27 protein-coding genes are annotated in these 26,907 nt (G+C 66.6%); 23 read left to right on the top strand and 4 right to left on the bottom strand.

All coding sequences use genetic code 11. The annotated features are described in order from the left end of the window. The first annotated feature begins 2 nt into the window (after positions 1-2). Entirely contained in the window at positions 3-548 is a 546-nt protein-coding gene (locus BM382_RS22695; protein ID WP_011059029.1) for a CPCC family cysteine-rich protein, read from the top strand. Then, positions 545-988 (top strand): SMI1/KNR4 family protein, encoded by a 444-nt coding sequence (locus BM382_RS22690; RefSeq protein WP_072443977.1) that lies wholly within the window; start codon positions 545-547, stop codon positions 986-988. Before BM382_RS22695 ends, BM382_RS22690 begins: the two co-directional genes overlap by 4 nt. On the opposite strand, the gene cobJ is transcribed toward BM382_RS22690, so the two are convergent. The 4 genes from cobJ to cobG are packed head-to-tail and all read right to left on the bottom strand — an operon-like array spanning position 985 to position 5,369. Then, positions 985-2,706 (bottom strand): precorrin-3B C(17)-methyltransferase, encoded by a 1,722-nt coding sequence (gene cobJ, locus BM382_RS22685; protein WP_072443975.1) that lies wholly within the window; start codon positions 2,704-2,706, stop codon positions 985-987. The two genes, BM382_RS22690 and cobJ, sit on opposite strands and share 4 nt — an antisense overlap. Continuing rightward, complete coding sequence (locus tag BM382_RS22680) at positions 2,706-3,437, bottom strand: precorrin-2 C(20)-methyltransferase (RefSeq protein WP_053156151.1); 732 nt, start codon at positions 3,435-3,437, stop codon at positions 2,706-2,708. The genes cobJ and BM382_RS22680 overlap by 1 nt, the downstream gene beginning before the upstream one ends. Beyond that, on the bottom strand, positions 3,437-4,063 hold the full coding sequence (locus BM382_RS22675) for a precorrin-8X methylmutase (protein ID WP_011059025.1): 627 nt from the start codon (positions 4,061-4,063) through the stop codon (positions 3,437-3,439). Before BM382_RS22675 ends, BM382_RS22680 begins: the two co-directional genes overlap by 1 nt. Continuing rightward, the gene (gene cobG / locus BM382_RS22670; protein WP_072443973.1) at positions 4,056-5,369 is read right to left on the bottom strand and encodes a precorrin-3B synthase; all 1,314 of its coding nucleotides are present in this window, start codon (positions 5,367-5,369) and stop codon (positions 4,056-4,058) included. Before cobG ends, BM382_RS22675 begins: the two co-directional genes overlap by 8 nt. 138 nt (positions 5,370-5,507) lie before the next feature. Here cobG and BM382_RS22665 point away from each other — a divergent pair, with 138 nt between their 5' ends. The 21 genes from BM382_RS22665 to BM382_RS22565 all read left to right on the top strand — a co-directional run bounded on the left by BM382_RS22665 (position 5,508) and on the right by BM382_RS22565 (position 26,903). Next, the gene (locus tag BM382_RS22665) at positions 5,508-6,722 is read left to right on the top strand and encodes a bifunctional cobalt-precorrin-7 (C(5))-methyltransferase/cobalt-precorrin-6B (C(15))-methyltransferase (RefSeq protein WP_011059024.1); all 1,215 of its coding nucleotides are present in this window, start codon (positions 5,508-5,510) and stop codon (positions 6,720-6,722) included. 93 nt (positions 6,723-6,815) lie between these two features. Then, a complete protein-coding gene (locus BM382_RS22660) occupies positions 6,816-7,913 on the top strand; it encodes a cobalt-precorrin-5B (C(1))-methyltransferase (RefSeq protein WP_072443971.1) in 1,098 nt (365 codons plus the stop codon). After that, positions 7,910-8,638, top strand: coding sequence for a cobalt-precorrin-6A reductase (locus BM382_RS22655; protein ID WP_072443969.1), 729 nt, complete (start codon positions 7,910-7,912; stop codon positions 8,636-8,638). Before BM382_RS22660 ends, BM382_RS22655 begins: the two co-directional genes overlap by 4 nt. Before the next feature lie 183 nt (positions 8,639-8,821). Further along, positions 8,822-9,124 carry a type II toxin-antitoxin system RelE/ParE family toxin gene (locus BM382_RS22650; RefSeq protein ID WP_072443967.1) on the top strand — a complete coding sequence of 101 codons (303 nt, stop codon included), beginning with the start codon at positions 8,822-8,824 and terminating at the stop codon, positions 9,122-9,124. A gap of 3 nt (positions 9,125-9,127) precedes the next feature. After that, positions 9,128-9,418, top strand: a complete 291-nt coding sequence (locus tag BM382_RS22645; RefSeq protein WP_011059020.1) for an addiction module antidote protein — start codon at positions 9,128-9,130, stop codon at positions 9,416-9,418. Between the two features lie 100 nt (positions 9,419-9,518). Beyond that, positions 9,519-9,917 (top strand): DUF2946 domain-containing protein, encoded by a 399-nt coding sequence (locus BM382_RS22640; RefSeq protein WP_011059019.1) that lies wholly within the window; start codon positions 9,519-9,521, stop codon positions 9,915-9,917. A gap of 49 nt (positions 9,918-9,966) precedes the next feature. Further along, entirely contained in the window at positions 9,967-10,461 is a 495-nt protein-coding gene (locus tag BM382_RS22635) for a copper chaperone PCu(A)C (protein ID WP_072443965.1), read from the top strand. 55 nt (positions 10,462-10,516) lie between these two features. Beyond that, positions 10,517-10,927, top strand: coding sequence for a DUF2946 domain-containing protein (locus tag BM382_RS22630; protein WP_065364904.1), 411 nt, complete (start codon positions 10,517-10,519; stop codon positions 10,925-10,927). Positions 10,928-11,015: 88 nt separating this feature from the next. Continuing rightward, positions 11,016-13,148, top strand: a complete 2,133-nt coding sequence (locus BM382_RS22625) for a TonB-dependent copper receptor (RefSeq protein ID WP_011059016.1) — start codon at positions 11,016-11,018, stop codon at positions 13,146-13,148. Between the two features lie 99 nt (positions 13,149-13,247). After that, a complete protein-coding gene (locus tag BM382_RS22620; RefSeq protein WP_072443963.1) occupies positions 13,248-14,630 on the top strand; it encodes a PepSY-associated TM helix domain-containing protein in 1,383 nt (460 codons plus the stop codon). 155 nt (positions 14,631-14,785) lie between these two features. After that, on the top strand, positions 14,786-16,912 hold the full coding sequence (locus tag BM382_RS22615; RefSeq protein WP_072443961.1) for a TonB-dependent receptor: 2,127 nt from the start codon (positions 14,786-14,788) through the stop codon (positions 16,910-16,912). A gap of 41 nt (positions 16,913-16,953) precedes the next feature. After that, positions 16,954-17,742 carry an ABC transporter ATP-binding protein gene (locus BM382_RS22610; RefSeq protein WP_072443959.1) on the top strand — a complete coding sequence of 263 codons (789 nt, stop codon included), beginning with the start codon at positions 16,954-16,956 and terminating at the stop codon, positions 17,740-17,742. Beyond that, positions 17,739-18,698, top strand: a complete 960-nt coding sequence (locus BM382_RS22605) for an ABC transporter substrate-binding protein (RefSeq protein ID WP_072443957.1) — start codon at positions 17,739-17,741, stop codon at positions 18,696-18,698. Before BM382_RS22610 ends, BM382_RS22605 begins: the two co-directional genes overlap by 4 nt. Then, a complete protein-coding gene (locus tag BM382_RS22600; protein WP_011059011.1) occupies positions 18,695-19,705 on the top strand; it encodes a FecCD family ABC transporter permease in 1,011 nt (336 codons plus the stop codon). Before BM382_RS22605 ends, BM382_RS22600 begins: the two co-directional genes overlap by 4 nt. A gap of 149 nt (positions 19,706-19,854) precedes the next feature. Then, on the top strand, positions 19,855-20,154 hold the full coding sequence (locus BM382_RS22595) for a 7(1) septoil knot domain-containing protein (protein WP_083541081.1): 300 nt from the start codon (positions 19,855-19,857) through the stop codon (positions 20,152-20,154). A gap of 225 nt (positions 20,155-20,379) precedes the next feature. Further along, positions 20,380-21,645 carry an urea ABC transporter substrate-binding protein gene (gene urtA / locus BM382_RS22590; protein ID WP_072443953.1) on the top strand — a complete coding sequence of 422 codons (1,266 nt, stop codon included), beginning with the start codon at positions 20,380-20,382 and terminating at the stop codon, positions 21,643-21,645. 147 nt (positions 21,646-21,792) lie between these two features. Continuing rightward, complete coding sequence (gene urtB, locus BM382_RS22585) at positions 21,793-23,295, top strand: urea ABC transporter permease subunit UrtB (protein ID WP_072443951.1); 1,503 nt, start codon at positions 21,793-21,795, stop codon at positions 23,293-23,295. Further along, a complete protein-coding gene (urtC, locus tag BM382_RS22580; protein WP_011059007.1) occupies positions 23,295-24,374 on the top strand; it encodes an urea ABC transporter permease subunit UrtC in 1,080 nt (359 codons plus the stop codon). Before urtB ends, urtC begins: the two co-directional genes overlap by 1 nt. Beyond that, positions 24,371-25,231 carry an urea ABC transporter ATP-binding protein UrtD gene (gene urtD / locus BM382_RS22575; RefSeq protein WP_015633970.1) on the top strand — a complete coding sequence of 287 codons (861 nt, stop codon included), beginning with the start codon at positions 24,371-24,373 and terminating at the stop codon, positions 25,229-25,231. The genes urtC and urtD overlap by 4 nt, the downstream gene beginning before the upstream one ends. A 103-nt stretch (positions 25,232-25,334) precedes the next feature. Next, the gene (gene urtE, locus BM382_RS22570; protein ID WP_019094031.1) at positions 25,335-26,033 is read left to right on the top strand and encodes an urea ABC transporter ATP-binding subunit UrtE; all 699 of its coding nucleotides are present in this window, start codon (positions 25,335-25,337) and stop codon (positions 26,031-26,033) included. 30 nt (positions 26,034-26,063) lie between these two features. Further along, positions 26,064-26,903 carry an urease accessory protein UreD gene (locus tag BM382_RS22565; RefSeq protein ID WP_072443949.1) on the top strand — a complete coding sequence of 280 codons (840 nt, stop codon included), beginning with the start codon at positions 26,064-26,066 and terminating at the stop codon, positions 26,901-26,903. Positions 26,904-26,907: the final 4 nt, after the last annotated feature.

Below are 26,907 nucleotides of genomic sequence, written 5' to 3'. Positions count from 1 at the left end.
CCATGGAAAAACTCACCGCCAACGCAGCCATCGACCTTCTGAGCCGCCAGAGGTTGCCCGGCCTCGACGCCGCCGCGCGCTTCTCCCACCTCCTGAACTGGTGGGGAATAGACAGCGACGACCTTGAATTCGCGGCACTTGCACCCAGCCTGCAACAACAGATCCTGACCCAACCGGAGCCCCCGCAAGAGGTGCAAGACCCACGCTACGACGCGCTGCTGCTGATCGCCCTGCGCGCCGAATATCGCGGCGTGACCCACCTGTACCTGAGGCGCTGCCTGCGTGAAGCCGGGCTGGGTGACTACACCGTCAGCGCGAACATCGAGTGCCTGGAGGCCTGCCCCTGCTGCGGCTACCTGACCCTGGGCGCACGAGGCGAATACGAGATCTGCGACCTGTGCCACTGGGAAGACGACGGCAGCGAAGCGCTGGATGTGCCGAGCGGGCCGAACCATAAAACCCTGGGCCAGGCCCGGGAACAATTCACCCGCGACATGAACCATCTGCCGCTGGACAAATGGCCACGCGCCACCGAGTACCCTGCATGATTCCAGCGCCACTGATTGCCCTGATCGAAGCCCAGCCCCGCTACCGCCCGCTTCCTGAAAGCGCCGAGGTCACCCTGGCGCTGGAAGCCCTGGGCATTGCCCCGGACAGCGAGTTCGCACAGATCTACCTGGCCTGCCACCCCGCCGATTTCAGCAGCCGCGCCAGCGACGAAGTGCTCCTCGACATTGCCGGGCCCGGCGAGGAAGTTCGCATGGGCACCGAGTTCATCCATGAGGTCTGGGAGCTGCCAGAGAACTTTGTGGCCTTCACCTCATTGCAAGGCGAAGGCGGCTACTTGCTGGACAAGGACAGCGGCGGCGTCTGGGATTTCGACCTGGGCGACCGGGAAGCTTTCGTCGCCGGCCGCATCCCCGCCAGATGGGCCGGCTTCTTCGAATTCATCACCTGGCTGCTGACCGCCGAACCCAGCGACTCCTAGAGGGGTTTATTGCCGTACCAGCGCGGGGTGTACACCCAGTCGCCGCCCCCGGCCCGGGGGAAGACGCAGGTGGTGGAGGAACCCACCAGCACCATGGTGCGCATGTCCACCTGCTCCGGGGTCAGCTCGCCCAGGGTGATGACCCGCAGGGTCTGGCCCGGGCGGCCAATGTCGCGCCCCAATACCACAGGGGTTTGCGGCGTACGGTGCTGGCGCACGATCTCCAGGGCCCGGCCCAGTTGCCAGGGCCGCGAGCGGGAAATCGGGTTGTAGAAGGCCAGGGCCAGATCCGCCTGGGAGGCGAGGTCCAGGCGCTTCTCGATGATGTCCCAGGGTTTGAGATTGTCCGACAGCGACAGCACGCAGAAGTCATGGCCCAGAGGCGCACCGGCCTGTGCCGCGGTAGCCAGGGAGGCGGAGACGCCCGGGAGGATCTCCAGATCGACGCTGTGCCAGGCCGGGTCGCTGGATTCGTGCAGGGCTTCGAGCACCGCCGCGGCCATGGCGAACACTCCCGGGTCGCCGGACGACACCACCACCACCGAACGGCCCTGGGCCGCCAGCTCGAAGGCGTGACGGGCGCGCTGCATCTCTTCGCGGTTATCGGTGCAGTGCATCACCTGGTCGGCGCGAAACGGACCGGCCATGCGCACATAGGTCTCATAACCCAGAATGTCATTGGCCCGGGCCAGTTCGGCTTTCACCACGGGCACCATGAGCTCGGCAGCGCCCGGACCGAGGCCGATCACGGCCAGACGCCCACGGGGACGGCCGATCTGCTCGGGGTACAGGGGCTGGTTGGCCACGGCAATGGCGATGTCCTCGCCCACCTTCAGCGGCGGCAGCAATTGCGGCACCGCCTGTTGCGCCAGCTCGACGACGCTGTCGGCGGCCGGCAGGAAGCGCAGCGGTACGCCCAGTTGCGCTGCTGCCTGGTGCAGGGCACGGTCGGCCATGTCGCGGTCGGCGGCCAGCAGGCACGCCACTGACTGCACGGCGATGCGCGCCTGATGCAGGGCCTGGCGGATGTGCGTGGCCAGGTCGCTATCAGCTTCGCCGGCCAGTCGCTGCCCACGGCAGGCAACCAGCACGCTGCGGGGGTAGATCAGCAGCTCATTGGCCACGGGCTCGCGCTCGGCGGAACCGACCCGGATGGTCAGGCGGGCCTGGTCGTCCTCGGGCAGCTTCGCTGCGGCCAGCCAGGGTGCTGCGCCTTCGATGCGCACGCTTTCGCCACCCAGCAGGTCGGAGACGAACCGCTTGCCCAGCTCCAGGTCACCCAGGGCATAGCCACTGGGCGGGTTGAGCAGGCAGGTGCCGAAGCGCAGTTCACCGCTAGTGGTAATGGCCGCGGCCACTCCAAGGCCCGCAGCGATTTCCCGGGCCATGACGTTGACGCCGCCAAGACCGCCCAGCAGCGGCACCACGGCGCTGCCGTCTTCGGCCACCGCCAGCACCGGCGGCTCGGCGCCCTTTTCCAGCAGCAGCGGCGCCAGGGTGCGGATCACGATGCCGGCCGCACACAGGGCGATGATGGGCGTGTCCTGCTGATAGAGCTGGCGCAGGGTCGCGCCGAATTCGTGGTAGACCCGGTCGGCGCCTTCGACCCGTTCCGCCAGACCGTGGATCAACGAGTCGGGATACAGCCGCTGGATCTGCCGTGCGGTGTCGAGGCTGCCTTGGCCAAGGATGACGATGGCCGGAGTTGAACGGGCCATCAGCCTTGCCACCTTTCGCCGGGAACGATGATCAGCGAGAAGTACGGCGAGGACATCGGCTCCACGTCATCCAGCGGCACGATCTTCTGGTTGGCCATGGTGGCGCGCTCGACGTACAGCGCACGCCGCGCCAGCCCCAGTTCTTCCAGGACCTGGCGCACCTTGGGGAAGTTGCGCCCCAGCTTCATCACCACCGCCGCATCGGCGTCCGCCAGGCGACGCTTGAGTTCCTCATGGGGCAGCACCCCGGAAAGCACCGACAGGCTCTGGTTGCGATACACCAACGGCGCGCCCAGCACCGAAGCGCCGCCCAGCATCGAGCACACCCCCGGCACCACTTCGGCCTGGTAACGCTCGGCCAGCCGGTCGTGCAGGTACATGTAGGAGCCGTAGAAGAACGGGTCGCCTTCGCAGATCACCGCCACGTCGCGGCCGGCGTCCAGGTGCTGCGCCAGCTCCTGGCTGGCGCTGTCGTAGAAGTCGCTGATCACTTGTTCGTAGGACAGCGGCGCCGGCAGCACCTCGGTGGTGACCGGGTACACCAGGGGCAGCAGGGTCTGGGCCTGTTGCAGATGCCCTTCGATGATGCCGAAGGCATTGCCCTTCTTGCCCTTGGCCACGAAGTAGGCCACCACCGGTGATTCGCGCAGCAGGCGCAGGGCCTTCAGGGTAATCAGTTCCGGGTCACCGGGGCCCACGCCAAGGCCGATCAAACGTCCGGGCTGCTGCATCATTCGACCTCCGTGGCCAGGGCATTGACCGCAGCCGCCGCCATGGCGCTGCCGCCCAGGCGGCCCTGCATGATCACGAAGGGCACCCCGCGGCTGTCGGCGGCGAGCATCGCCTTGGATTCGGCGGCGCCGACGAAGCCCACCGGGAAGCCGAGGATCAGCGCCGGTTTCGGCGCGCCCGCATCGAGCATTTCCAGCAGGTAGAACAAGGCGGTGGGCGCGTTGCCGATCACCACCACGCTGCCTTCCAGGTGCGGGCGCCACAGCTCCAGGGCCGCAGCGGAACGGGTGTTGCCCAGCTCCCGGGCCAGCGCTGGCACGCTGTCGTCGCGCAGGGTGCAGATCACCTGGTTGTTGGCCGGCAAGCGGGCCCGGGTAATACCCTCGGAAACCATGCGCGCATCGCAGAGAATCGGTGCACCGGCCGCCAGGGCATCGCGCCCGGCCTTGCCGGCGCCCTCGGAAAACTGCAGGCCATCGACGGCCTCGACCATGCCGCAGGCATGGATCACCCGCACGGCGAGTTTCTCCAGGTCGGCGGGAATGCGCTCCAGCCGGGCTTCTTCGCGAATGATCGCGAAGGAGTTGCGATAGATCTCCTGACCGTCGCGGATGTAATCAAGCATCAAGGTTGCTCCGTGGGCGGGCATCGAGCAATGCCTCTGCCGCTTCAATAGAAAGGTTGCGTGCGTGCAGCGTGCCGAAACCCGGCAGCGCTGCATCGCGCAAATACAAGTCATAGCGCCCTGGGGCCACCGCCAGCAGGGTGGCCGGCGCCACATGAGCGGCGGCGCAGGAACGCGGGCAGGCGGACAGGTGCACATCCAGTTGGCGGCCATGGCGCTGGAGCAGTCCTGCCAGTTGCAGGGCGTCGCTTTTGGTGTCGGCCAGGGCCTTGCCGCAACCACTGGAACCGGTGCAGGCGATCAAGTGAGCCAAGGCCTGTTGCGGGCTGCACAGCAGGCCCAGTTGTTCCAGGGCGGCAGTGGCCGCCGGCGCATCCGCCGCGGCGATCGAGGGCAGCAGCAGGCTCTGCCAGGGGGTCAGGCGCAGGCTGGCGTCGCCGTACTCTCGGGCCAATTGCGCCGCGCCCTTGAGCATGGCCGGATCGAGCCGCCCCAGGGGCGTGCCCGCGCCAACATAGACCTGCCCGGGCGCAGCCTGTGGATAAGTACCGATGTGCAGCCCGGCGTCACTGGCCTGGCGCCGCCAACCACCGATATTCAACAGCGGCCGGCTCAGGCGGGGCTCCAGTTGAGCGAGGAAATCCTCCCGCGACATGTCCATCAGCAGGTGACGCATGCGCGTCTGTTCCGGCCGCGCCAGGTCGAGAAACAGCTCCAGCACGGCCACCAGCAGCTCGTGGCCCTGGTCCTGCGCCACCGCCGCCAGGGGTTCATCCACCGGGCAGCCAGCCAGGCCGAACGCCAGCAGCCCCTGGCCGTCGCGTTCAAGGGCCGACAGCCACAGGTCATGGTGATGTTCGAGCATGGCCAGGGCTTCGCCACCGTCGAGCTGTACGGCGAACTTGGCCGACAGTTGGTGAAAGCGCGGATGGCCCTGCAAGGTGTCGAGAATCTGTGCGGCCAGGGGCCGGGTATCCATCAAGCACTGCCGATCGATCCCGGCGCAGGGGCTGAGCATCAGGTTGCGCACATCGTCACCGGCGGCAGTAGTCGGCCCAAGCCCGGCAGCCAGCAGTGCGGCGATCAGTGCCTGATGCTCCGGGCCGATGCCGCGAATCTGCAGGTTGGCGCGGTTGGTGGCCTCGATCACGCCACCGGCGTAAGCCTGCGCCGCCTCGGCCACTGCCACGGCCTGCTCCGCGCTGATGACGCCGCCAGCCAGCTTGATCCGGCAGATGCTACCGTCCAGCGCCGGGACGATGCGCAGCAACCCCGGGCAGGCCGAGGGGCGGATGGCAGTGGACATCGAGCGTTCGTTCAAGGGGGTGACCGGCCGTGTGGGAAAAGCGCTTCGTCAGCGAAGGCGCGGTATTATGCCTGCTTTGTCCGAAGGCATGAAAAGCCTGCCTGTCGGAACAACAGGTTTTGCGTTCGAGGAATAGAGATGTCGCCCTGGCTGACAGTAGTGGGAATCGGTGAAGACGGCTTCAAGGGCCTGGGCAGAAATGCCCGGCATGCCCTGCTGGGCGCATCAAAGATCGTCGGCGCCCAACGCCAGCTGGACCTGCTGCCACCCTGCATCCGTGGCCAGCGCCAGCTGTGGCCCAGCCCGTTTTCCCTGGAGCCGGTGCTGAGCCAGCGTGGTGCTGCAGTCTGCGTCCTGGCCAGCGGTGACCCCATGCTGTTCGGCGTCGGCGCCAGCCTGGCGCGGCAGCTGCCCGCAGAGGAAATCCAGGTACTGTCTTTTCCTTCGTCCTATTCCCTGGCGGCTGCGCGCCTGGGCTGGCCTTTGCAGGAGGTGATCACGCTCTCTGTGGTCGCGCGGCCGATCAGCGCACTCAGCGCCCAACTGTCCGGCGGGGTACGCCTGCTGGTGCTGAGCAATGACGGCCACAGCCCGGCCGCCATCGCCGGCCTGCTGCGCGAGCGCGGTTTCGGCCCGAGCCGGATCAGCGTGCTGGAACACCTGGGCGGCCCCCTGGAGCGGCGCATCGACGGCACCGCCAATGACTGGGCCGACCCGGCAATCGCCGACCTCAACCTGCTGGCCATCGAATGCCTCGCCGAAGCCAGCACCCCGCGCCTGTCGCGGCTCGCCGGCCTGCCGGACTCGGCCTTTCGCCACGACGGCCAGTTGACCAAGCGCGACGTGCGGGCCATGACCCTGGCGCGCCTGGCACCGGTGCCCGGCGAGCTGCTCTGGGACGTGGGTGCCGGCAGCGGCTCCATCGGCATCGAGTGGATGCGTACCCACCCCAGCTGCCGCGCCCTGGCCATCGAGGCCGACGACGGCCGCCAGCAATTGATCGAACACAACCGCGAGGTACTCGGCGTGCCCGGGCTGCAACTGATACGCGGCCGCGCGCCCCAGGCACTGGCCGGGCTGGAACGCCCGGATGCGATCTTCATCGGTGGCGGCGTGACCCGCGAAGGCGTGCTGCAGGCCTGCTGGGAACAACTCAAGCCCGGCGGGCGCCTGGTGGCCAATGCCGTGACCCTGCAAAGCGAAATGACCCTGATGGACTGGCGAGAACGCCACGGCGGCGAGCTGACCCGCATTCACATCGCCCAGGCCCAGCCACTGGGAGAGTTCGACACCTGGCGCCAGGCCCTGCCGATCACCCTGCTGGACCTGCACAAGCCCCGGGACCTGCCATGAACCTTGCAGGTGCGGGCTTGCTCGCGAATACGTCCGCCCAAGAGACCGAAGTACGCCCTTGGCGAGCAAGCTCGCCCCTTCGAGGGCTGGGGCATGCGTGAAGAAACAGCGGAACAGCCCGCGCCCCTGCGCAGCGGCCTGACCACCGGCAGTTGCGCCACCGCCACCAGCCTGGCCGCCGCGCGCCTGCTGCTCGAGGGCAGCAATGCCGACGCGGTGCAGATCATCCTGCCCAAGGGCAAGCAGGTGCAGATGCGCCTGGAATTCTGCCGCCACACCGCCGACGGCGCCGAAGCCGGCACTATCAAGGACGCCGGCGACGATCCGGACGTGACCCACGGCGCCCTGCTGTACTCCCGGGTGCGCCTGACCCCTGAACCGGGCATTCGCTTCGTCGCCGGCCAGGGTGTCGGCACCGTGACCCGCCCCGGCCTGGTGCTGGCGGTGGGCGAGCCGGCGATCAATCCCATACCGCGCCGGATGATCGGCGAGCACCTGCAACGGCTCGCCGAAGAACGGGCCTACCCCGGCGGTTTCGAGGTCACGGTGAACGTCGAGGGCGGAGCGGAACTGGCCCTGAAAACCATGAACCCGCGCCTGGGGATTCTTGGCGGGCTGTCGATCCTGGGCACCAGCGGCATCGTCCGGCCCTTCTCCTGCGCGGCCTACATCGCTTCGATCCATCAAGGCATCGACGTGGCCAAAACCAATGGCTACCTGCACATCGCCGCCTGCACCGGCAACGCCAGCGAAGACACCATGCGCCGGGTCTACGAGCTGCCGGAAATCGCCCTGATCGAAATGGGCGACTTCGTGGGTGCGGTGCTCAAGCACTTGCGCAAAGTACCGGTGGATAAACTCAGCCTGTGCGGCGGCTTCGGCAAGATCAGCAAGCTGGCCGCCGGGCACATGGACTTGCACAGCCGCCACTCCAGTATCGACCTGCCGCAACTGGCGCAATGGGCCGCCGATGCGGGGGCCGACCCGGCCCTGCAACAGGCGATCCGCCAAGCCAATACCAGCCAGCAGGCACTGGCCATGGCCAGCGCCGCCGGAATCGCGCTGGGCGATGCGGTATGCCGGCACGCCCTGGATTTCGCCCGCAGCGTGGTGCCGCCCCAGGTCCAGGTAGAGGTCTTTGCCATCGACCGCCAGGGCGGCATCGTCGGCCACGCCGGAGGTTTCCAATGACCCGTATCCTGCTGCTGGGCGGGGTCACCGAGGCCCTGGCCATCGCCCGCACCCTGGGCCCGGAACATATCTACAGCCTGGCCGGGGTCGGCCGGGTGCCCGGTGACCTGCGGTGCCAGGTACGGGTCGGCGGCTACGGCGGCGCCGAGGGCCTGGCGCGCTTTATCCGCGAGCAGCGGATCGGCCTGCTGCTGGATGCCACCCACCCCTACGCAGCACAGATCAGCGCCAATGCCGTGGCCGCCGCGAAGAGCGCTGGCGTGCCCTGCTGGGCCTTGCGGCGCCCGGCCTGGCAGCCGCAACCGGGTGACGACTGGCGCGAGATCGACGGCTGGGCGCAACTGGTGGAGGCCCTGCGCCCCTTCAAGCGGCCACTGTTCACCCTGGGCCGCGAGCCCTTGCAGCACCTGGATGAAATTCCCCCCGGGCAATTCTGGACCCTGCGCGCCCTGGAGACCTGCCCGGGCAACGAGCACTGCGAAGTCATAGGTGCCCGCGGGCCGTTCCTGATCGAAGACGAGCGGCAGTTGTTCGCCCGCCGGCAGATCGACGTGCTGATCAGCAAGAACAGTGGCAGCAGCGCCACCGAACCCAAGCTGGAAGTGGCCCGCGAGCGCGGGCTGCCGGTGCTGGTACTCAAGCGTCCGGACCTGCCCGAAACGGATCGCAATTTCAGCAGCACTGCCCAGTTGCTGCTGGCCCTGGGCTTGCCGGATAAAGCCTGACAGACAAAACCATCGCGCCCCACAGCAACATGGGAAACCCCTGGCAGCGCGCGCCAATTCCTTGCTTTAGCCTTCCTTGAACAGCCTCAGTGACGCCGGCGCCGGGCAGGACCGCCTGTCGCTTCACTGGGTTTTTCGCGGGCAAATGGGTTGCCGCGACGTATCCCAAGGAATACATTTTCCATGTTCGTTTTCGAGCAGACTCCTGAGTTCAGCCGCTGGCTGCTGAACCTGAAGGACCCGCAAGGGAAAACCCGTGTACTGGCCAGGATCCGCGCCGCACAGCTGGGCCGTTTTGGCGACTGCGAACCTGTGGGCGAAGGCGTCCACGAGATACGCATCCACCGCGGCCCGGGTTACCTGGTGTACTTCTCGCACCGCGGCAAAGTGATCTACCTGCTGTTGATCGGCGGCGACAAGGCCACCCAGAAACGCGATATCCAACGGGCCAGGCAACTGGCCTGCGACCTCAAGAGCGAGGGCTGAAACATGCGCACCCCAGTGACCCGCTTCGACGCGGCGGAGTACCTCAAGACCCCTGAAGACATGGTCGCCTACCTCGACGCCTGCTTCGAGGAAGACACCGGCGACGGCGTGCTGATCCGCGCCGCACTCAACGACATCGCCCGTGCCCGCGGCATGACCCAGGTCGCCCGTGACACCGGCCTGGGCCGCGAAAGCCTGTACAAGGCCCTCGGCAGCCAGGGCAACCCGGAGTTCGCGACTATCATCAAGGTGATGAAGGCCCTGGGGCTGAAGATCAACGTCAGCAACGCCTGAACCGCTCCTGCGACACCACACCGCACACGGTGTTTTTTTACTTATCCACAGCGATCAGGCTAAATACCCGCCTGATCGCTCAACCGACGGATCGCCCACCATGTCCCGACAACGGCTCGCATTTGCCTGGATCGCCTGCTTCGCAGTGCTGTTCAACATGCTTGCCATGCCGCTTTCCGGGGCCATGCAGCGCAGCGATTCGGGGCTGGACGAGCAACTGCTGTGGGGCAGCTTCTGCTCCTCCACCGGCACCAAGCTGGTGGCCATTTCCCTGGGCAAGCTCGACCAGCAAGCGCCGCAGAACGACGACCATTCCACCATGCAGCACTGCTGGTGCTGCTCCGGCTCGCCGCCGCTGGTGGCCTTGCCCGGGCACGTTCCCCAGCTGTCTTTCACCCGCTTCGCAGTCCAGCCGGGCGCACCGCAACCGCAGGTAGAACGGCTCACCCTGCGCCAGCAATGGCCCAGCCTGAACCCCGGTGCCCCGCCTCTGGCATGATTCCCTTTCGCAAGTGATCTGCGTCTTTGAATCGTTCTGGAGAACTCACATGTCCAAACCATCCCTGGTCAAGCAATCCCTGCTGCTGGCCGCACTGCTGCTGCCTGCCTGTTTCGCCACCGCCCACGACTACGAGGCCGGTGACCTGCAGATCGCCCATCCCTGGTCTCAGGAACTGCCGCCGAACGCGCCCACCGTGGCCGCGTACTTCGTGGTGCACAACCCGGGCAAGAACGCCGACACCCTGCTCAGCGTCGACTCGCCGATCGCCGGCAAGGCCGAGCTGCACGAGCACGTCAAGCAAGGCGACATGATGAAGATGCAACAAGTGGCCAAGGTGGCGGTGCCCGCCGGTGGCGAGGCGACCTTCGCCCCCATGGGCTACCACGTGATGTTGCTGGAGCTCAAGGACCGCAGCCTGCTCACCGACGGCAAGCGTTTCCCGCTGACCCTGCACTTTGAAAAAGCCGGTGACGTCACGGTCGAAGTGGCGGTGCAGAAGCAGGCGCCGGACGCCATGCAAGGGCATATGCACGCCCAGTAAGCACTGACCGGCCCTCACCGTGAACGCCCCGCACGCGCCTGGCCGCAGGCGGTCCGTGCCGCGCCGCGACTCGTCTGGAGTCCGCCGCGGCAGCTGGATCAGCCTGTTCGCCATGCTGATGATCTTTATCGGCCCGCTGATTTCCCAGTCGATGCCGATGGATCACGCGATGCCGATGAACATGTCCGTTTCCATGGACATGGGCGACGCTGCGCCCGGCTGCCACGGTGAAAGCCCGCACCACGCACAGAAGGGCAGATCCCAGGGCGAAGAGCATGTGCTCTGGGAAAAGTGCGGTTATTGCAGCCTGCTGTTCAATTGCCCGGCACTGCCTTCGGCGCTGTCGTTCGCCGCTCTGTTCACGCCACCCACACCGTATTTCCTGATCCCCGCCACGCGCCTGGGCCACGCCCGGCAGACCGTGTTCCCCGGCGCCCTGACCCGCGCCCCACCGTTCCTCGCCTGAGTCTTCAGCTCATCTCACACGGCCGGCTGTCAGCGCGACAGACGCGTACCCGCGGCCGTGTCATTCAAGACCGAACGATGGAACATCTATGTTTTCTGCCGACTCTCGCCTGGGCGTTGCCCAGCCACTCAAGACCTTCGCCCTGAACCCTGCGCGCCAGCACTTCAACCGCGCCCTCGCGGTCCTCTGCGGCGCTCTGCTGACGCCCCTGGCGCTGGCCGACGATGCCGCAACGGACCACTCCCGGCACAGCACCGAACTGAGCCCGACGGTGATCACCGCCATCGCCCCCAGCTCGCCCCTGACCGTGGTCACCAACCCCAAGGACCCGCGCCAGCCGGTGCCGGCCAGTGACGGCGGCGACTACCTCAAGACCATTCCCGGCTTTGCCCTGGTGCGCAACGGCGGCACCAACGGCGACCCGGTGCTGCGGGGCATGTTCGGCTCGCGGCTGAACATCCTCACCAACGGCGGCATGATGCTCGGCGCCTGCCCGGGCCGCATGGACGCGCCGACCTCTTATATCTCTCCGGAAACCTACGACCGGCTGACCGTGATCAAGGGCCCGCAGACCGTGCTCTGGGGCCCGGGCGCCTCGGCCGGCACGGTGCTTTTCGAGCGCGAACCGGAACATTTCGGCGAACTCGGCACCCGGGTCAATGCCAGCCTGCTGGCCGGCTCCAACGGGCGCTTCGACAAGACCCTGGATGCCGCTGCCGGTGGCCCCCTGGGTTATGTGCGGGTGATCGGCAACACCGCCCACGCCGACGACTACCGCGACGGCAACAATGACACCGTGGCCTCGCGCTACGACAAGTGGAACGGTGACGTGGCCCTGGGCTGGACCCCGGACGCCGACACCCTGCTGGAACTCACCGCCGGCAAGGGCGATGGCGAAGCCCGCTACGCCGGGCGCGGCATGGACGGCTCGCAATTCAAGCGCGAAAGCCTGGGCCTGCGTTTCGAGAAGTCCAACCTTGGCGAGGTGCTGGACAAGGTCGAGGCCCAGGTCTACTACAACTACGCCGACCACGTGATGGACAACTACAGCCTGCGCACCCCATCCGGCACCGGAATGATGGCCGGCCCCATGGCCTCCAACGTCGACCGTCGCACCCTCGGGGCGCGGATCAAGGCCACCTGGCGCTGGGCCGACCTGCAACTGATCGGCGGCCTGGACGCCCAGACCAACGAACACCGCAACCGCGCCAGCAGCGGCATCGACACCTACAAGGAGCTGCCTCGCACCAAGGACGCCGACTTCCACAACTACGGAGCCTTCGGCGAGCTGACCTGGTACGCCGCCGAGCGTGACCGCATGATCACCGGCGCGCGCCTGGACCGCGCCTCGGCCAAGGACTACCGGCAAAGCATCGGCTCGGGAATGATGACCCGCCCCAACCCCACCGCCGGCGACACCCGGGCCGATACCCTGCCCAGCGGCTTCGTGCGCTACGAGCATGACCTGGCCGACAGCCCGACCACGCTCTACGTCGGCCTTGGCCACACCCAGCGCTTCCCCGACTACTGGGAGCTGTTCTCGCCGAAAATGGGCCCGGCCGGCTCGGTGAACGCCTTCGATTCGATCAAGCCGGAAAAGACCACCCAGCTCGACTTCGGCCTGCAATACCAGGGTGAAGACCTGGAAGCCTGGGCCTCGGGCTACATCGGCCAGGTGCGCGACTACATCCTCTTCGACTACAACTCGAAAATGATGGGCATGAGCACCTCTCGGGCCGAGAACATCGACGCCCGGATCATGGGCGGCGAACTGGGCGCGGCCTACAAGCTGACCTCCAACTGGAAAGCCGACGCGACCCTGGCCTACGCCTGGGGCAAGAACAGCAGCGACGGCAAGGCCCTGCCACAGATGCCGCCGCTGGACGCGCGCCTGGGCCTGACCTACAGCGAGGACGACTGGAGCGCCGGGGCCTTGTGGCGCGTGGTCGCCGCGCAGAACCGGGTGGACCTGAACAAGGGCAACGTGGTCGGCAAGGACTTCGGCAAGAGCGGCGGCTTCGGCGTGTTCTCCCTCAACGGCGCCTACCGGGTGACCAAGAACCTCAAGCTCAGCACCGGGGTCGACAACCTGTTCGGCAAGGCCTACGCCGAGCACCTGAACCTGGCGGGCAATGCCGGCTTCGGCTATCCGGCGACGGACCCGCAAGCCATCAAGGAACCGGGGCGCACGCTCTGGACCAAGGTTGACCTGAGTTTCTGATGCCCCTTCGCCGGCACGCCGTCTCCTCGTCGCAGGAGCCGGCTTGCCGGCGAACAGCCCCCATAAGAAAAGATCCACAGCCCTGCGGAGCCTTCCCCGATGAACCGACCCAAAGTGTCTTTCTACAACCTGGCCTGGCGCTGGCATTTCTACGCCGGGCTGTTCGTCGCCCCCTTCATGGTGATGCTGGCCCTGACCGGCATCGTCTACCTGTTCAAACCGCAGCTGGACCCGCTGATGTACCCCAGCCTGCTCAAGGTGCCTGCCGCCCACCACAGCCTCAGCGCCGATGAGCTGTTGCAACGGGTTCAGGCCGCCTACCCCCAGGGCCATATCAAGCAGTACCTGCCCCCTGTGGATGCCGAGCGCAGCGCGCAGTTCGTGGTGCAGCACAAAGGCCAGGAACTCAATGTATTCATCGACCCCTACCACGGCGACGTGCTCGGCGAGCAGGATGCCAAGGGCAACCTGCAGGCCATGGCCCGGGCCATTCATGGCGAGCTGATGATCGGCACCCCGGGTGACCGGCTGGTGGAACTGGCCGCGAGCTGGGGCATTGTCCTGGTGGTCTCGGGCCTGTACCTGTGGTGGCCGCGGGGCAAGTCTTCGGCCGGGGTACTCTGGCCACGCTGGAGTGCCCGCGGCCGCCTGTTCTGGCGTGACCTGCACGGTGTGCTGGGTTTTTGGGGCTCGGCCTTCCTGCTGCTGATGCTGCTCAGCGGCATGACCTGGACCGGCTTCTGGGGCAAGCAGTACGCCGACCTGTGGAACCGCTTTCCGGCGGCCATGTGGAACGACGTGCCGACCTCCGACCAGCAGGCCGGAGAGCTCAACAGCGCCAGCCGCCAGACCGTGCCCTGGGCCCTGGAAAACACCCCCATGCCGATGTCCGGCGACCACGCCGAGCACATGGCCCACAACGCCGGCAATACCGCTGCGGCCGCCCCCGCCATCAGCCTGCAGGCGGTGCAGGACATCGCCCGTCAGCGCCAGGTCGAAGCGGGCTACAGCATCACCCTGCCGAGCACGGCGACAGGGGTATTCACCATCGCCGTATTCGCCGACGACCCGCGCCACGACGCCACCCTGCACGTCGACCAGTACAGCGGCCAGGTGCTCGCCGATGTGCGCTGGAAGGACTACAGCAACGTGGCCCGGGCCACCGAGCTGGGAGTGATGCTGCACGAAGGCAAGATGTTCGGGCGCTTCAACCAGATCCTGGTGCTGGTGGTGTGCCTAATGATCCTGCTCGGCGCCGTGAGTGGTCTCATCATGTGGTGGCAACGACGGCCCCAGGGCCGGCTCGGCGTACCACCACTGCGCCACGACCTGCCACGCTGGAAGACCGCAATGCTGGTCATCGGCCTGCTGGCCCTAGCCTTCCCGCTGGTGGGGGCTTCGCTGGTCGTGGTCTGGCTGCTGGACCGCCTGCTGCTATCGCGCTGGAACCGTGATCCTGAATCAGCCTCATCTTCAACATGAATCAGCCGAGATGCGCATTCCAGAGGGCTCTGTACACTCCGCGCGCTTCAGTCGCGCACAGTTATAATGTTACTTTATAACGCTTGGTGTAAGATCCCCGCCCGCAGCCTCATCCGCTGCGGGCAACCCTCTGGAAGAAGTGATTCACCGTCCCGATGAACAAGTACCTGCTGCCCAGCCTCTGCCTGATGGCCCTGACTTCCCCAGCCCAGGCCGACGGCTCCGCCCTGACCCTGCCCACCGGCACCATCTCCGCCGCCAGCGAAGCCGACGACAGCATCCGCCTGGCCACCCCCACCAGCGCCGGTTCGCGCCTGGGCCTGAGCGCCCTGGAAACCCCGGCCAGCACCGACAGCCTGAGCGGCGATCGAATCCGCGCCCGGGGCGATCGGAGCATCCAGGACGCGGTATCGCGCAGCGCCGGCATCAGCCGCACCGGCACCCCGGGCGACGGCGGCACCTCGCTGTCGGCACGGGGCTTTACCGGGCAGAGCTCGGTGATGCAGTTGTATGACGGCAACCGCATGTACACCGGCATGGGCACCGTGACCTTCCCGGTGGACGCCTGGGCGGTGGAGCGGGTCGACGTGCTGCGCGGCCCGGCCTCGGTGCTGTACGGCGAAGGCGCCACCGGTGCGGTGATCAACACCGTTGCGAAAAAGCCGTTCAGCGGCGAAATCGAAAACCACCTGCGCCTGGGCTACGGCTCCTTCGATCGCCAGCAGCAGGCCCTGGACAGCGGCGGCTCCCTGAGCGACACCCTGAGCTACCGGCTCAACCTCAACCGCGAGCGCAGCAACGGCTGGATCGACCGGGGCGACTCCTCCGGCGACTTCGTCAGCGCTGCCCTGCGCTGGCAGGCCCGTGACGACCTGGCCTTTACCCTGGCCCACGACTACGGCGACCAGAACCCGATGAACTACTTCGGCACGCCGCTGATCGACGGGCGTTTGCACAAGAGCCTGCGGGACAAGAACTACAACGTCGGCAATGACAAGCAGCACTACAACGACCAGTGGACCCGCCTGACCAGCCAATGGCAGATTTCCGACAACCTCAGCGCCAGCAACGAGCTGTACTACCTCAAGGCCCAGCGCCGCTGGCAGAACGCCGAGAACTACAACTACGATCCGGCCAACCGGCAACTGACCCGCAGCGGCAACTTCGGCATCGGTCACCAGCAGGAACAGGTCGGCGACCGCCAGACCTTCACCTTCAAGCACTCGCTGCTGGGCCTCGACAGCCAGACCCTGACCGGGGTCGACTACAACCGCATCCGCTTCCACATGAAGAGCAACTCGCCCTTCACCGACAGCTTCACCCACGGTCAGCCGGTGGACCTGTACCACCCGGCCCCGGGCGATTTCGCCAGCGACAGCCCCTACCGCGACCAGTTCAAGACCACCACCAGGCAGATGTCGGTGTTCGCCGAAAACCGCCTGCAGCTCAGCGAGCGCTGGTCCCTGGTGAGCGGTGTGCGCCGCGACTACGTGCATATTGATCGCGATGACTTGAAGGACGACAGCCGAAGCGACAAGACCCTGACCGGTAACAACTGGAAGGCCGGGCTGGTGTTTGCGGTGACCCCGGACACCTCCCTCTATGGCCAGTACTCCACCAGCACCGACGGTGTCGGCGGGCTGATTTCCCTGAGCAAGAACCAGCAGCAATTCGACCTCTCCAGCGCCAGGCAGACCGAGATCGGCCTCAAGCAGATGTTCTGGGACCAGCGCGGCGAATGGACCCTGGCGGCCTACCACATCGTCAAGAAGAAGCTGCTGACCGATGTCCCGGGCGACCCGGACCTGAAACAGCAGGTGGGCCAGCAATCCTCCAACGGCCTGGAAGCCAGCCTGGACCTGCAACTGCCCCGCGCCTGGCAACTGCAGGCCAACGCCGCCATCGTTCGCGCCCGGTACGACGACTTCCAGCAGGACGTCGACGGCGTGCAGGTCTCCCGCGACGGCAAGCGCCCGGTGGACGTGCCACGGCGCACCGCCAACCTGTGGCTGAGCAAGGCCCTCGACGATGACCTGCGGGCCGGCGCCGGAGTGCGCTACGTAGACGCACGCTACGCCGACATGGCCAACCGGAATCAGTTGCCCAGCTACACCGTGGTGGATGCCGCGCTGTCATGGAAAGCCTTGCCCAGCACCACCCTGGGCCTGCAATTGAACAACCTGTTTGACCGCCACTACGCGCAAAGCCAATACAATGACGGCCAGCAATGGATACTCGGCGAGCCGCGCTCGTTCTTCGTCACCGCTGACTACACCTTTTAACCTCACCTGCGGCCACCGCGCGGGGACCACACGGATACGGCATGACCTCCCTGAACCTCACCAACCTGGCCTGGACACCCCTGGGCCAGGGCCACTGCCACCACCAGTTCCAACTGCGTGAGGCCAGCCTGCAGGTGGCGGCCGGCGAGTTCGTCGGCCTGATCGGGCCCAACGGCAGCGGCAAGACCAGCCTGCTGCGCTGCGCCTATCGCTTCAGCAAGCCGCAGCAGGGCGAGGTGCAGCTTGAGCATCAGAATGTGTGGAAGCAGTCGCCGCGCTGGTGCGCGCAACGCATCGCCGTGGTCCTCCAGGAGTTTCCCGACGCCTTCGGCCTGATTGTGGAAGAGGTGGTCGCCATGGGCCGCACCCCGCACAAGGGCCTGTTCGACGGCGACACCCAGGACGACCGGCGCATCGCCCGCGAGGCCCTGGAATCGGTGGGCCTGCTGGGCTTCGAGGACCACGCCTTCGCCACCCTGTCCGGCGGTGAGAAACAGCGGGTGATCCTGGCCCGCGCCCTGGCCCAGCAACCCCAGTTGCTGATCCTCGACGAGCCCACCAACCACCTCGACCCGCGCTACCAGCTAGAGTTGCTGCAGCGGGTCAAGCGCCTGGGCATCGGTACCCTGGCGAGCATCCACGACCTGAACCTGGCCGCAGCCTTCTGCGACCGTCTGTATGTCCTCGACCACGGGCGCATCGTCGCCAGCGGCACGCCCGGCGAGGTGCTCACCGTCGAGTTGCTGCGCAACGTCTTCGGCGTCGAGGCGCTGATCGACGCCCATCCCCTGTCCGGCTACCCACGAATCACCTGGATCACCCAACCATGACCTTGCGCTCCCTGCTTCGCTCCAGCCTGCTCCTGGCCCTGTCTCTGGGGGCCGCCCAGGCCTTCGCCGAGGCCACCCATTACCCGCTGACCATCACCAGCTGCAACCGCGAAGTGACCTTCAAGCAAGCACCGCAACACGCCCTCAGCCATGACATCAACATGACCCAGATGATGCTCGCCCTGGGGCTCAAGCCACGCATGGTGGGCTACAGCGGGATCAGCGGCTGGAAGGCCGTGACCCCGCAGATGAGCGCCCTGCTCGACGGCCTGCCGGAACTGGCGGCCAAGTACCCGTCGGTGGAAACCCTGCTCAATGCCAACGTCGACTTCTTTTTCGCCGGCTGGGACTACGGCATGCGCGTGGGCGGCGACCTCACGCCCCAGACCCTGGCGCCGCTGGGGATCAACGTCTACGAGCTGACCGAGTCCTGCGCCTTCGTGATGAAGCGCCCGGCCGCCAGCCTCGAGGACACCTACACCGACCTGCGTAACCTCGGGCGGATCTTCGACGTGCAGGATCGCGCCAACGCCCTGATCGCCCGGATGCAGGAGCAGGTGGCCCAGGTACAGAAGGACCTGCCCAGGGACAAGCCGCGGGTATTCCTCTATGACAGCGGCGAAGACCGGGCCATGACCTCGGGCCGCCTGGGCATGCCCCAGGCCCTGATCGACGCGGCCGGCGGGCGCAATATCCTCGATGACGTCGACGCCAGCTGGACCCGGGTCAACTGGGAAACCGTGGTCGAGCGCAACCCGCAGGTGATCGTGATCGTCGACTACAGCGAAGTCAGCGCCGAGCAGAAGCAGCAGTTCCTGCTGAACAACAAGGCCCTGCAAGGAGTCGATGCGATCAAGAACCAGCGCTTCATCGTCATCCCCTATGTGCAGGCCACGCCGGGCATCGACAACGTGCTGGCGGTGGAAACCCTGGCCAAGGGTTTCCACGGCGAATGACCAGTCCCCGCTATGCCGCACTGTTGATGGCCCTGGGCGCCCTGCTGCTGGCGTCCTGCGTGGTGTCCCTAGGCTTTGGCCCGGCGCGGGTGCCGGTGGAGGTGGTGGGGCGCATTCTGTTGCACAAGGCCCTGGGCCTGGGCGTTGTGGACTGGAGCCCGGGCCAGGAGCACATCGTCTGGCTGATCCGCGTGCCGCGCATGCTCCTGGGGGCCCTGGTGGGTGCCGGGCTGGCACTGATCGGCGCGGTGCTGCAGGCGGTGACCCGCAACCCGCTGGCCGACCCGCACCTGCTGGGGGTGACCTCCGGCGCCACCCTCGGCGCGGTGATCGTGGTGCTGCACCTGGGCCAGGTCATCGGGCTTTTGACCCTGCCCCTGGCGGCCTTTGTCGGCGCCCTGCTGAGCATGGCGCTGGTGCTGGGGATCGCCGCCCGCAACGGCCGCCTCGACAGCGACCGGCTGTTGCTGTGCGGGGTGGCGGTGTCGTTCGTGATGATGGCCGCGGCCAACCTGCTGCTGTTCATGGGCGACCACCGCGCCAGCTCCGCAGTGATGTTCTGGATGCTCGGCGGCCTGGGCCTGGCGCGCTGGGAACTGCTGGCGATCCCCGCCGCCAGCGTGCTGCTGGGGCTGGTGTTGCTGCTGGGCATGGCGCGCCCGCTGAACGCCCTGATGGCCGGCGAGCAGACCGCCGTGACCCTGGGCCTGAACGCGCGCAATGTGCGCCTGAAGGTGTTCCTGATTGCCTCGCTGATGACCGGAGTGCTGGTGTCCATCAGCGGCTCCATCGGTTTTGTCGGGCTGATGGTGCCGCACATTGCCCGGCGCCTGGTGGGCGCCGAACACCGCCGGCTGCTGCCGGTGTGCGTACTGCTGGGCAGCGTGTTCCTGGTCTGGGTGGATGTGGCTGCGCGCACCCTGATCGCCCCCGAGGACCTGCCCATCGGCGTGGCCACCGCGGCCATCGGCGGGGTGTTCTTCATCGGCCTGATGCGCCGCCGCTGACTGTGCCCGCCTCTGTAGGAGCCGGCTTGCCTGCGAAGGCGCCCGTAGGCCTTGTGCCTGGTTCGAAGGCCTCTTCGCTGGCAAGCCAGCTCCTACAATCGTCGCCCTTGCTTTAAGATCGCGCGCTTGGATCTCTCAGGATGAGTCTCATGTTCAGAACCGCGCTCCTGACCTTGCTGCTCGGCACCTCCCTTGGCGCCGTGGCCGACACCTCTGTCGATGTCTCGAAAATCTACGGCAACATCCAGATCGTCAACAGCTTCCCCGACTACAAGGTCAAGGTGGTGAACTCCTTCCCCGACCTGAAGGTGAAGCAGGTCAACTCCTTTGCCGACGCGCCGGGCAAGTGGAAAATCGTCAACAGTTTTCCCGACTACAAGATCCAGATCGTCGACTCCTTTCCCGACTTCACCATCAAATATGTCGATTCCTTCCCGGGCGTGAACTGAAGCCACCCCCAGGCCACGGCTGCCGCCCAGCGGCAGCACCACAATGACGCATCCTCGCGCACCACGCCCTTGCCCAGGCCTCGTCTTGGGGCATCACCTCCCCCGCCCGCGCCGTTAAAGCGACGTTTTCATGCCTTGCGCCGACTCGGCACACCCCTTGCAAAACAGCCCTTCAGCAGTCCGCATCTACCACCTGAAAAATCAAGAGTTCATGGAGATCGCACAATGAAGCGTCGTAGTTTGCTCAAGGCTTTCACTCTCACGGCAAGCATTGCCGCGATGGGCATGACCTGGACCGTCCAGGCCGCCGAAACCATCAAGGTGGGGATCCTGCACTCGCTGTCGGGCACCATGGCGATCTCCGAAACGTCCCTCAAGGACATGGCGCTGATGACCATCGACGAAATCAACGCCAAGGGCGGGGTCAACGGCAAGCTGCTGGAGCCGGTGGTGGTGGACCCGGCCTCGAACTGGCCGCTGTTCGCCGAGAAGGGCCGCCAGTTGCTGACCCAGGACAAGGTGGCTGTGGTATTCGGCTGCTGGACCTCGGTGTCGCGCAAGTCGGTGCTGCCGGTGTTCGAGGAGCTCAACGGCCTGCTGTTCTACCCGGTGCAGTACGAAGGCGAAGAGATGTCGCCCAACGTCTTCTACACCGGCGCCGCGCCGAACCAGCAGGCGATCCCGGCGGTGGAATACCTGATGAGCGAGGACGGCGGCAGCGCCAAGCGCTTCTTCCTCCTGGGCACCGACTACGTCTACCCGCGCACCACCAACAAGATCCTGCGCTCGTTCCTGCACTCCAAGGGCGTGGCGGACAAGGACATCGAAGAGGTCTACACCCCTTTCGGTCATGCCGACTATCAAACCATCGTCGCCAACATCAAGAAGTTCTCCGCCGGCGGCAAGACCGCAGTGATCTCCACGGTCAACGGCGATTCCAACGTGCCCTTCTACAAGGAACTGGCCAACCAGGGCCTGAAGGCCACCGACGTGCCGGTGGTGGCGTTCTCCGTGGGCGAGGAAGAATTGCGCGGCATCGACACCAAGCCACTGGTGGGCAACCTGGCGGCCTGGAACTACTTCGAGTCCGTGGATAACCCGGTGAACCAGAAGTTCGTCGCCGCCTGGAAAGCCTACGCCAAGGCCAAGAACCTGCCGGGGGCGGACAAGGCCGTGACCAACGACCCGATGGAAGCCACCTACGTCGGTATCCACATGTGGGCCCAGGCAGTGGAGAAAGCCAAGTCCACCGATGTCGACAAGGTTCGTGAGGCGCTGGCCGGGCAGACCTTCGCCGCACCGTCGGGCTACACCCTGACCATGGACAAGACCAACCACCACCTGCACAAGCCGGTGATGATCGGCGAGATCCAGCCCGACGGTCAGTTCAACGTGGTCTGGCAGACCGAAGGCCCGATCCGTGCCCAGCCCTGGAGCCCGTTCATCCCGGGCAACGACAAGAAGCCGGACTACGCGGTCAAGAGCAACTGATCCGAACCTGACGCCTTCCCCGTAGGAGCCAGCTTGCTCGCGACGAGGTCCGCAGGACCTCCAACGAAAACCGCCCGGCTGGCCGCTGCGCGGATCGCGAGCAAGCTCGCTCCTACAGGTTATCCGGGCGCTTTCAAGGACACCGATATGCCCACTGCCCTCTACCGTTTGATCCTCGCCGGCCTGCTGTTACTGCCATGGACGGCCCAGGCCGGGGATGCCGAAGACTTCGTCGCCGGCAACTCCGGCGAGCAGGCCCGGCTTCTGGAAAGCTGGGCCGCGCAGCCCGACCCGGCGCGCCTGGAACTGCTCAACGCCCTGCAGCAGGGCCAGTTGAACATCGCCGGCGAAAGCAGAACCCTGCGCCTGAACAACCGCCTGCGGGGCCTGATCGACAGCGCCCTGGCCAGCCACCAGTTGCTCGCCAGCGACGCCAACAGCCGTCTGGCCGCCGCCCGCCAACTGCAGAAAAGCGCCAAGCCGGCGCAACTGAAATTCCTCGATGCCCGACTGGCCGCCGAGCAAGCCCCGGACGTGCACGATGCCCTGAGCCTGGCCCTGGCCAACCTGCAACTGGTGGACAGCGACCCGGCGGTGCGCCTGGCCGCCGTGCGCCTGCTGGGGGAAACCGGCGACCCGCTGGCCCGTACCCGCCTCGAAGGCCTGCTCGAACCCGGGGTCGAAGCCGATGCCGCGGTACGCACCGCGGCCGAAACCAGCCTGGCCCAGGTCAAGCGCAAGCTGCTGGTGGGCGAAGTGCTGGGCCAGGCCTTCAGCGGCCTGTCCCTGGGTTCGATCCTGTTGCTGGCGGCCCTGGGGCTGGCCATCACCTTCGGCCTGCTGGGGGTGATCAACATGGCCCACGGCGAGATGCTGATGCTCGGCGCCTACGCCACCTATGTGGTGCAGTTGCTGTTCCAGCGCTACGCCCCGCAGGCCATCGAGTACTACCCACTGCTGGCGCTGCCGGTGGCGTTCTTCGTCACCGCCGGGATCGGCATGGCCCTGGAGCGCACGGTGATCCGCCACCTCTACGGCCGGCCCCTGGAAACCCTGCTGGCCACCTGGGGCATCAGCCTGATGCTGATCCAGCTGGTGCGCCTGCTGTTCGGCGCGCAGAACGTCGAAGTGGCGAACCCGGCCTGGCTCTCCGGCGGCATCCAGGTGCTGCCCAATCTGGTACTGCCCTACAACCGCATCGTGATCATCGCCTTCGCGCTGTTTGTCGTGGTGCTCACCTGGCTGCTGCTGAACAAGACCCGCCTGGGCCTGAACGTGCGCGCGGTGACCCAGAACCGCAACATGGCCGCCTGCTGCGGCGTGCCCACCGGGCGCGTGGACATGCTCGCCTTCGGCCTCGGCTCGGGCATTGCGGGCCTGGGCGGCGTGGCCCTGAGCCAGATCGGCAACGTCGGCCCGGACCTGGGCCAGAGCTACATCATCGACTCGTTCCTGGTGGTGGTACTCGGCGGGGTCGGGCAACTGGCCGGCAGCGTGCTGGCGGCCTTCGGCCTGGGGGTGGCGAACAAGATCCTCGAACCGCAGATCGGCGCCGTGCTCGGCAAGATCCTGATCCTTGCGCTGATCATTCTGTTTATCCAGAAACGCCCGCAGGGACTCTTCGCACTGAAAGGACGGGTGATCGACTGATGAATCAACCACTGCTCATTACCGCCACCCAGAAAGCCGGGCCCAGGGTCACGATCACCGTCGGGGCGTTGCTGCTCCTGGTGCTGCTGGCCCTGCCGCTGCTGTCGCTGCTACCGGCGGACAACCCGCTGCAGGTCTCGGCCTACACCCTGACCCTGGTGGGCAAGATCCTCTGCTACGCCATCGTCGCCCTGGCCCTGGACCTGGTCTGGGGCTACGCCGGGCTGCTGTCCCTGGGCCACGGCCTGTTCTTCGCCCTGGGCGGCTACGCCATGGGCATGTACCTGATGCGCCAGGCCGCCGGGGATGGCCTGCCGGCCTTCATGACCTTCCTTTCCTGGAGCGAACTGCCCTGGTACTGGGCCGGCACCGAGCATTTCCTCTGGGCCCTGTGCCTGGTGGTGCTGGCCCCGGGGCTGCTGGCCCTGGTGTTCGGCTTCTTCGCCTTCCGCTCGCGGATCAAGGGCGTGTACTTCTCGATCATGACCCAGGCCCTGACCTTCGCCGGGATGCTGCTGTTCTTTCGCAACGAGACCGGCTTTGGCGGCAACAACGGCTTTACCAACTTCCGCAGCATCCTGGGCTTCGGCATCACCGAACCGGGCACCCGGGCGGTGCTGTTCCTGGCCACGGTGGCGCTGCTGGTGGGCAGCCTGTACCTGGGCTGGCGCCTGGCCCGAAGCAAGTTCGGCCGGGTGCTGACGGCCCTGCGCGACGCCGAGAACCGCCTGATGTTCTGCGGCTACGACCCGCGCGGCTTCAAGCTTTTCGTCTGGGTCCTGAGCGCCGTGCTGTGCGGCCTGGCCGGGGCCCTGTACGTGCCCCAGGTGGGCATCATCAACCCCAGCGAAATGTCCCCCACCAACTCCATCGAGGCCGCCGTGTGGGTCGCCCTGGGCGGGCGCGGCACGCTGATCGGCCCGCTGCTGGGGGCCGGTGTGGTCAACGGCATGAAGAGCTGGTTCACCGTGGCCTTTCCCGAATACTGGCTGTTCTTCCTCGGTGCGCTGTTCATCGTCGTGACCCTGTACCTGCCCAAGGGCGTGATCGGCCTGCTGAACAAACGAGGTGAACAATGAGAGTCACAGCAACGGCGGACTTCATGCTCGAACCCATTCTCGACACCAACAAGGACGCCGGCACCAGCCGCGACGCCATCGGCCTTGGCCACGCCGCCGGCAAGGGCCTCAACACCCGCCACGGCACCATCCTGACCCTGGAGGACATCAGCGTCAGCTTCGATGGTTTCAAGGCCCTCAACGACCTCAACCTGTACATCGGTGTCGGCGAGTTGCGCTGCATCATCGGCCCCAACGGCGCCGGCAAGACCACCCTGATGGACGTGATCACCGGCAAGACCCGCCCCTCCCGGGGCAAGGCCTGGTTCGGCGAAACCCTGGACCTGACCCAGATGAGCGAAGTGCAGATCGCCCAGGCCGGGATCGGCCGCAAGTTCCAGAAACCCACGGTGTTCGAGGCCCTGAGCGTGTTCGAGAACCTGGAGCTGGCGCAGAAGACCGACAAGTCGGTGTGGGCCAGCCTCGGGGCACGCTTGAGCACAGAACAGCAGGACCGCATCGCCCAGGTGCTGGAGACCATTCGCCTGAGCCCTTCGGCTCAACGCCAGGCGGGCCTGCTGTCCCACGGCCAGAAGCAGTTTCTGGAGATCGGCATGCTGCTGATGCAGGACCCGCAACTGCTGTTGCTGGACGAACCGGTGGCGGGCATGACCGACGCCGAGACCGAATTTACCGCCGAGCTGTTCAAGACCCTGGCGGGCAAGCACTCGCTGATGGTGGTGGAACACGACATGGGCTTTGTCGGCTCGATTGCCGACCACGTCACCGTGCTGCACCAGGGCAGCGTGCTGGCTGAAGGCTCCCTGGAACAGGTGCAGGAAAACGAACGGGTGATCGAGGTTTACCTCGGCCGTTAGCGCAACCGCCGTTCGCCGGCAAGCCGGCTCCTACCCCTCCCGCAGGAGCTGGCTGGCCAGCGAAGACCACCCCGCAATCCCCACAAAATTCGAGTACCCGACCATGCTCCAAGTCGACAAGCTTCACCAATACTACGGCGGTAGCCACATCCTGCGCGGCCTGAGCTTCGAGGCCCGGATCGGTGAAGTCACCTGCCTGCTGGGGCGCAACGGCGTGGGCAAGACCACCCTGCTCAAGTGCCTGATGGGCCTGCTGCCGGCCAAGGAGGGCGCGGTCAACTGGGAGGGCCGGGGCATCACCGGCTACAAGCCCCATCAGCGCGTCCACGCCGGGATCGCCTACGTGCCCCAGGGCCGGGAAATCTTCGGCCGCCTGACCGTGGAGGAAAACCTGCTGATGGGCCTGTCCCGCTTCCCCGGCTCCCAGGCCAAGGAAGTGCCGGCCTTCATCTACGAACTGTTCCCGGTGCTGTTGCAGATGAAGCAGCGCCGTGGCGGCGATCTCTCCGGCGGCCAGCAGCAACAACTGGCCATCGGCCGGGCCCTGGCCAGCCGCCCGCGCCTGCTGATCCTCGATGAGCCCACCGAAGGCATCCAGCCCTCGGTGATCAAGGAGATCGGCGCGGTGATCAGCAAGCTCGCGGCCCGGGGCGACATGGCGATCCTGCTGGTGGAGCAGTTCTACGACTTTGCCGCCGAACTGGCCGACCAGTACCTGGTGATGTCCCGGGGGGAAATCATCCAGCAGGGCCGCGGCGAAAATATGCAGGCCGAGGGTGTACGCGGCCTGGTTACGATCTAATCTGTAGCCTCCTAACGATAACGACCCAGCATGAACCTACCTGCCGCCACCGCCCTGTTCACTCCCAGCTGGCACGCCGAACTGGAGCTGGCCTATGCCCGTTGCGGTGCCACCACGCGCCCGGTGCTGCGCCGCCACCTGGGCCCGCTGCGGGTGCAGAAGCACCTGTATGCCGAAGGCCCCGAGGTTTGCCAGCACATCATCGTCCACCCGCCCGGCGGCATTGCCGGCGGTGATCGGCTGGCCATCAGCGCCCGGGTCGACAGCGGTGCCTGGGCCCAGTTGACCAGCCCCGGGGCGGCCAAGTGGTATCGCGCCACCGGCCCGGCCAGCCAGGCCCTGAACCTGCAGATAGCGCCGGGCGCGACCCTGGAGTGGCTGCCCCAGGAAACCATCGTCTTCAGCGCTGCCCAGGCCGAGCTCACGACCCGCATCGAATTGCAGGGCGATGCCCGGCTGTTCTACTGGGACATCATTGCCCTGGGTCGCCCGGCCAGTGGCGAGCGGTTCGAGCAGGGCCATTTCCAGGCCCACCTGGACCTGTACCGCGACGGCCGGCCGCTGTGGCATGAACGCCAGCGCATCGGCGGTGGCGACGGCCTGCTGGATTCCCCCATCGGCCTGGATGGCCAGCCGGTGTTCGCCACCTTGCTGGTGACCGGTGAAATCGACAGCGAACTGCTGGAACGCTGCCGCGCCCTGGCGCACCCGGTACGCGGCGACCTGAGCCAACTGCCGGGCCTGCTGGTGGCCCGCTGCCTGGCCAGCGAAGCTCTGCAGGCCCGGGGCTGGCTGATCGAGCTGTGGCGCCTGCTGCGCCCGGCGCTGCTGGGCCGCGAAGCTAGGCCACCCAGAATCTGGAACACCTGACCCG

The organism is Pseudomonas sp. NFPP25 (assembly GCF_900116505.1).
In the GTDB taxonomy this organism is placed as follows: domain Bacteria; phylum Pseudomonadota; class Gammaproteobacteria; order Pseudomonadales; family Pseudomonadaceae; genus Aquipseudomonas; species Aquipseudomonas protegens.
This window is presented reverse-complemented; position numbering and strand designations above follow the sequence as displayed.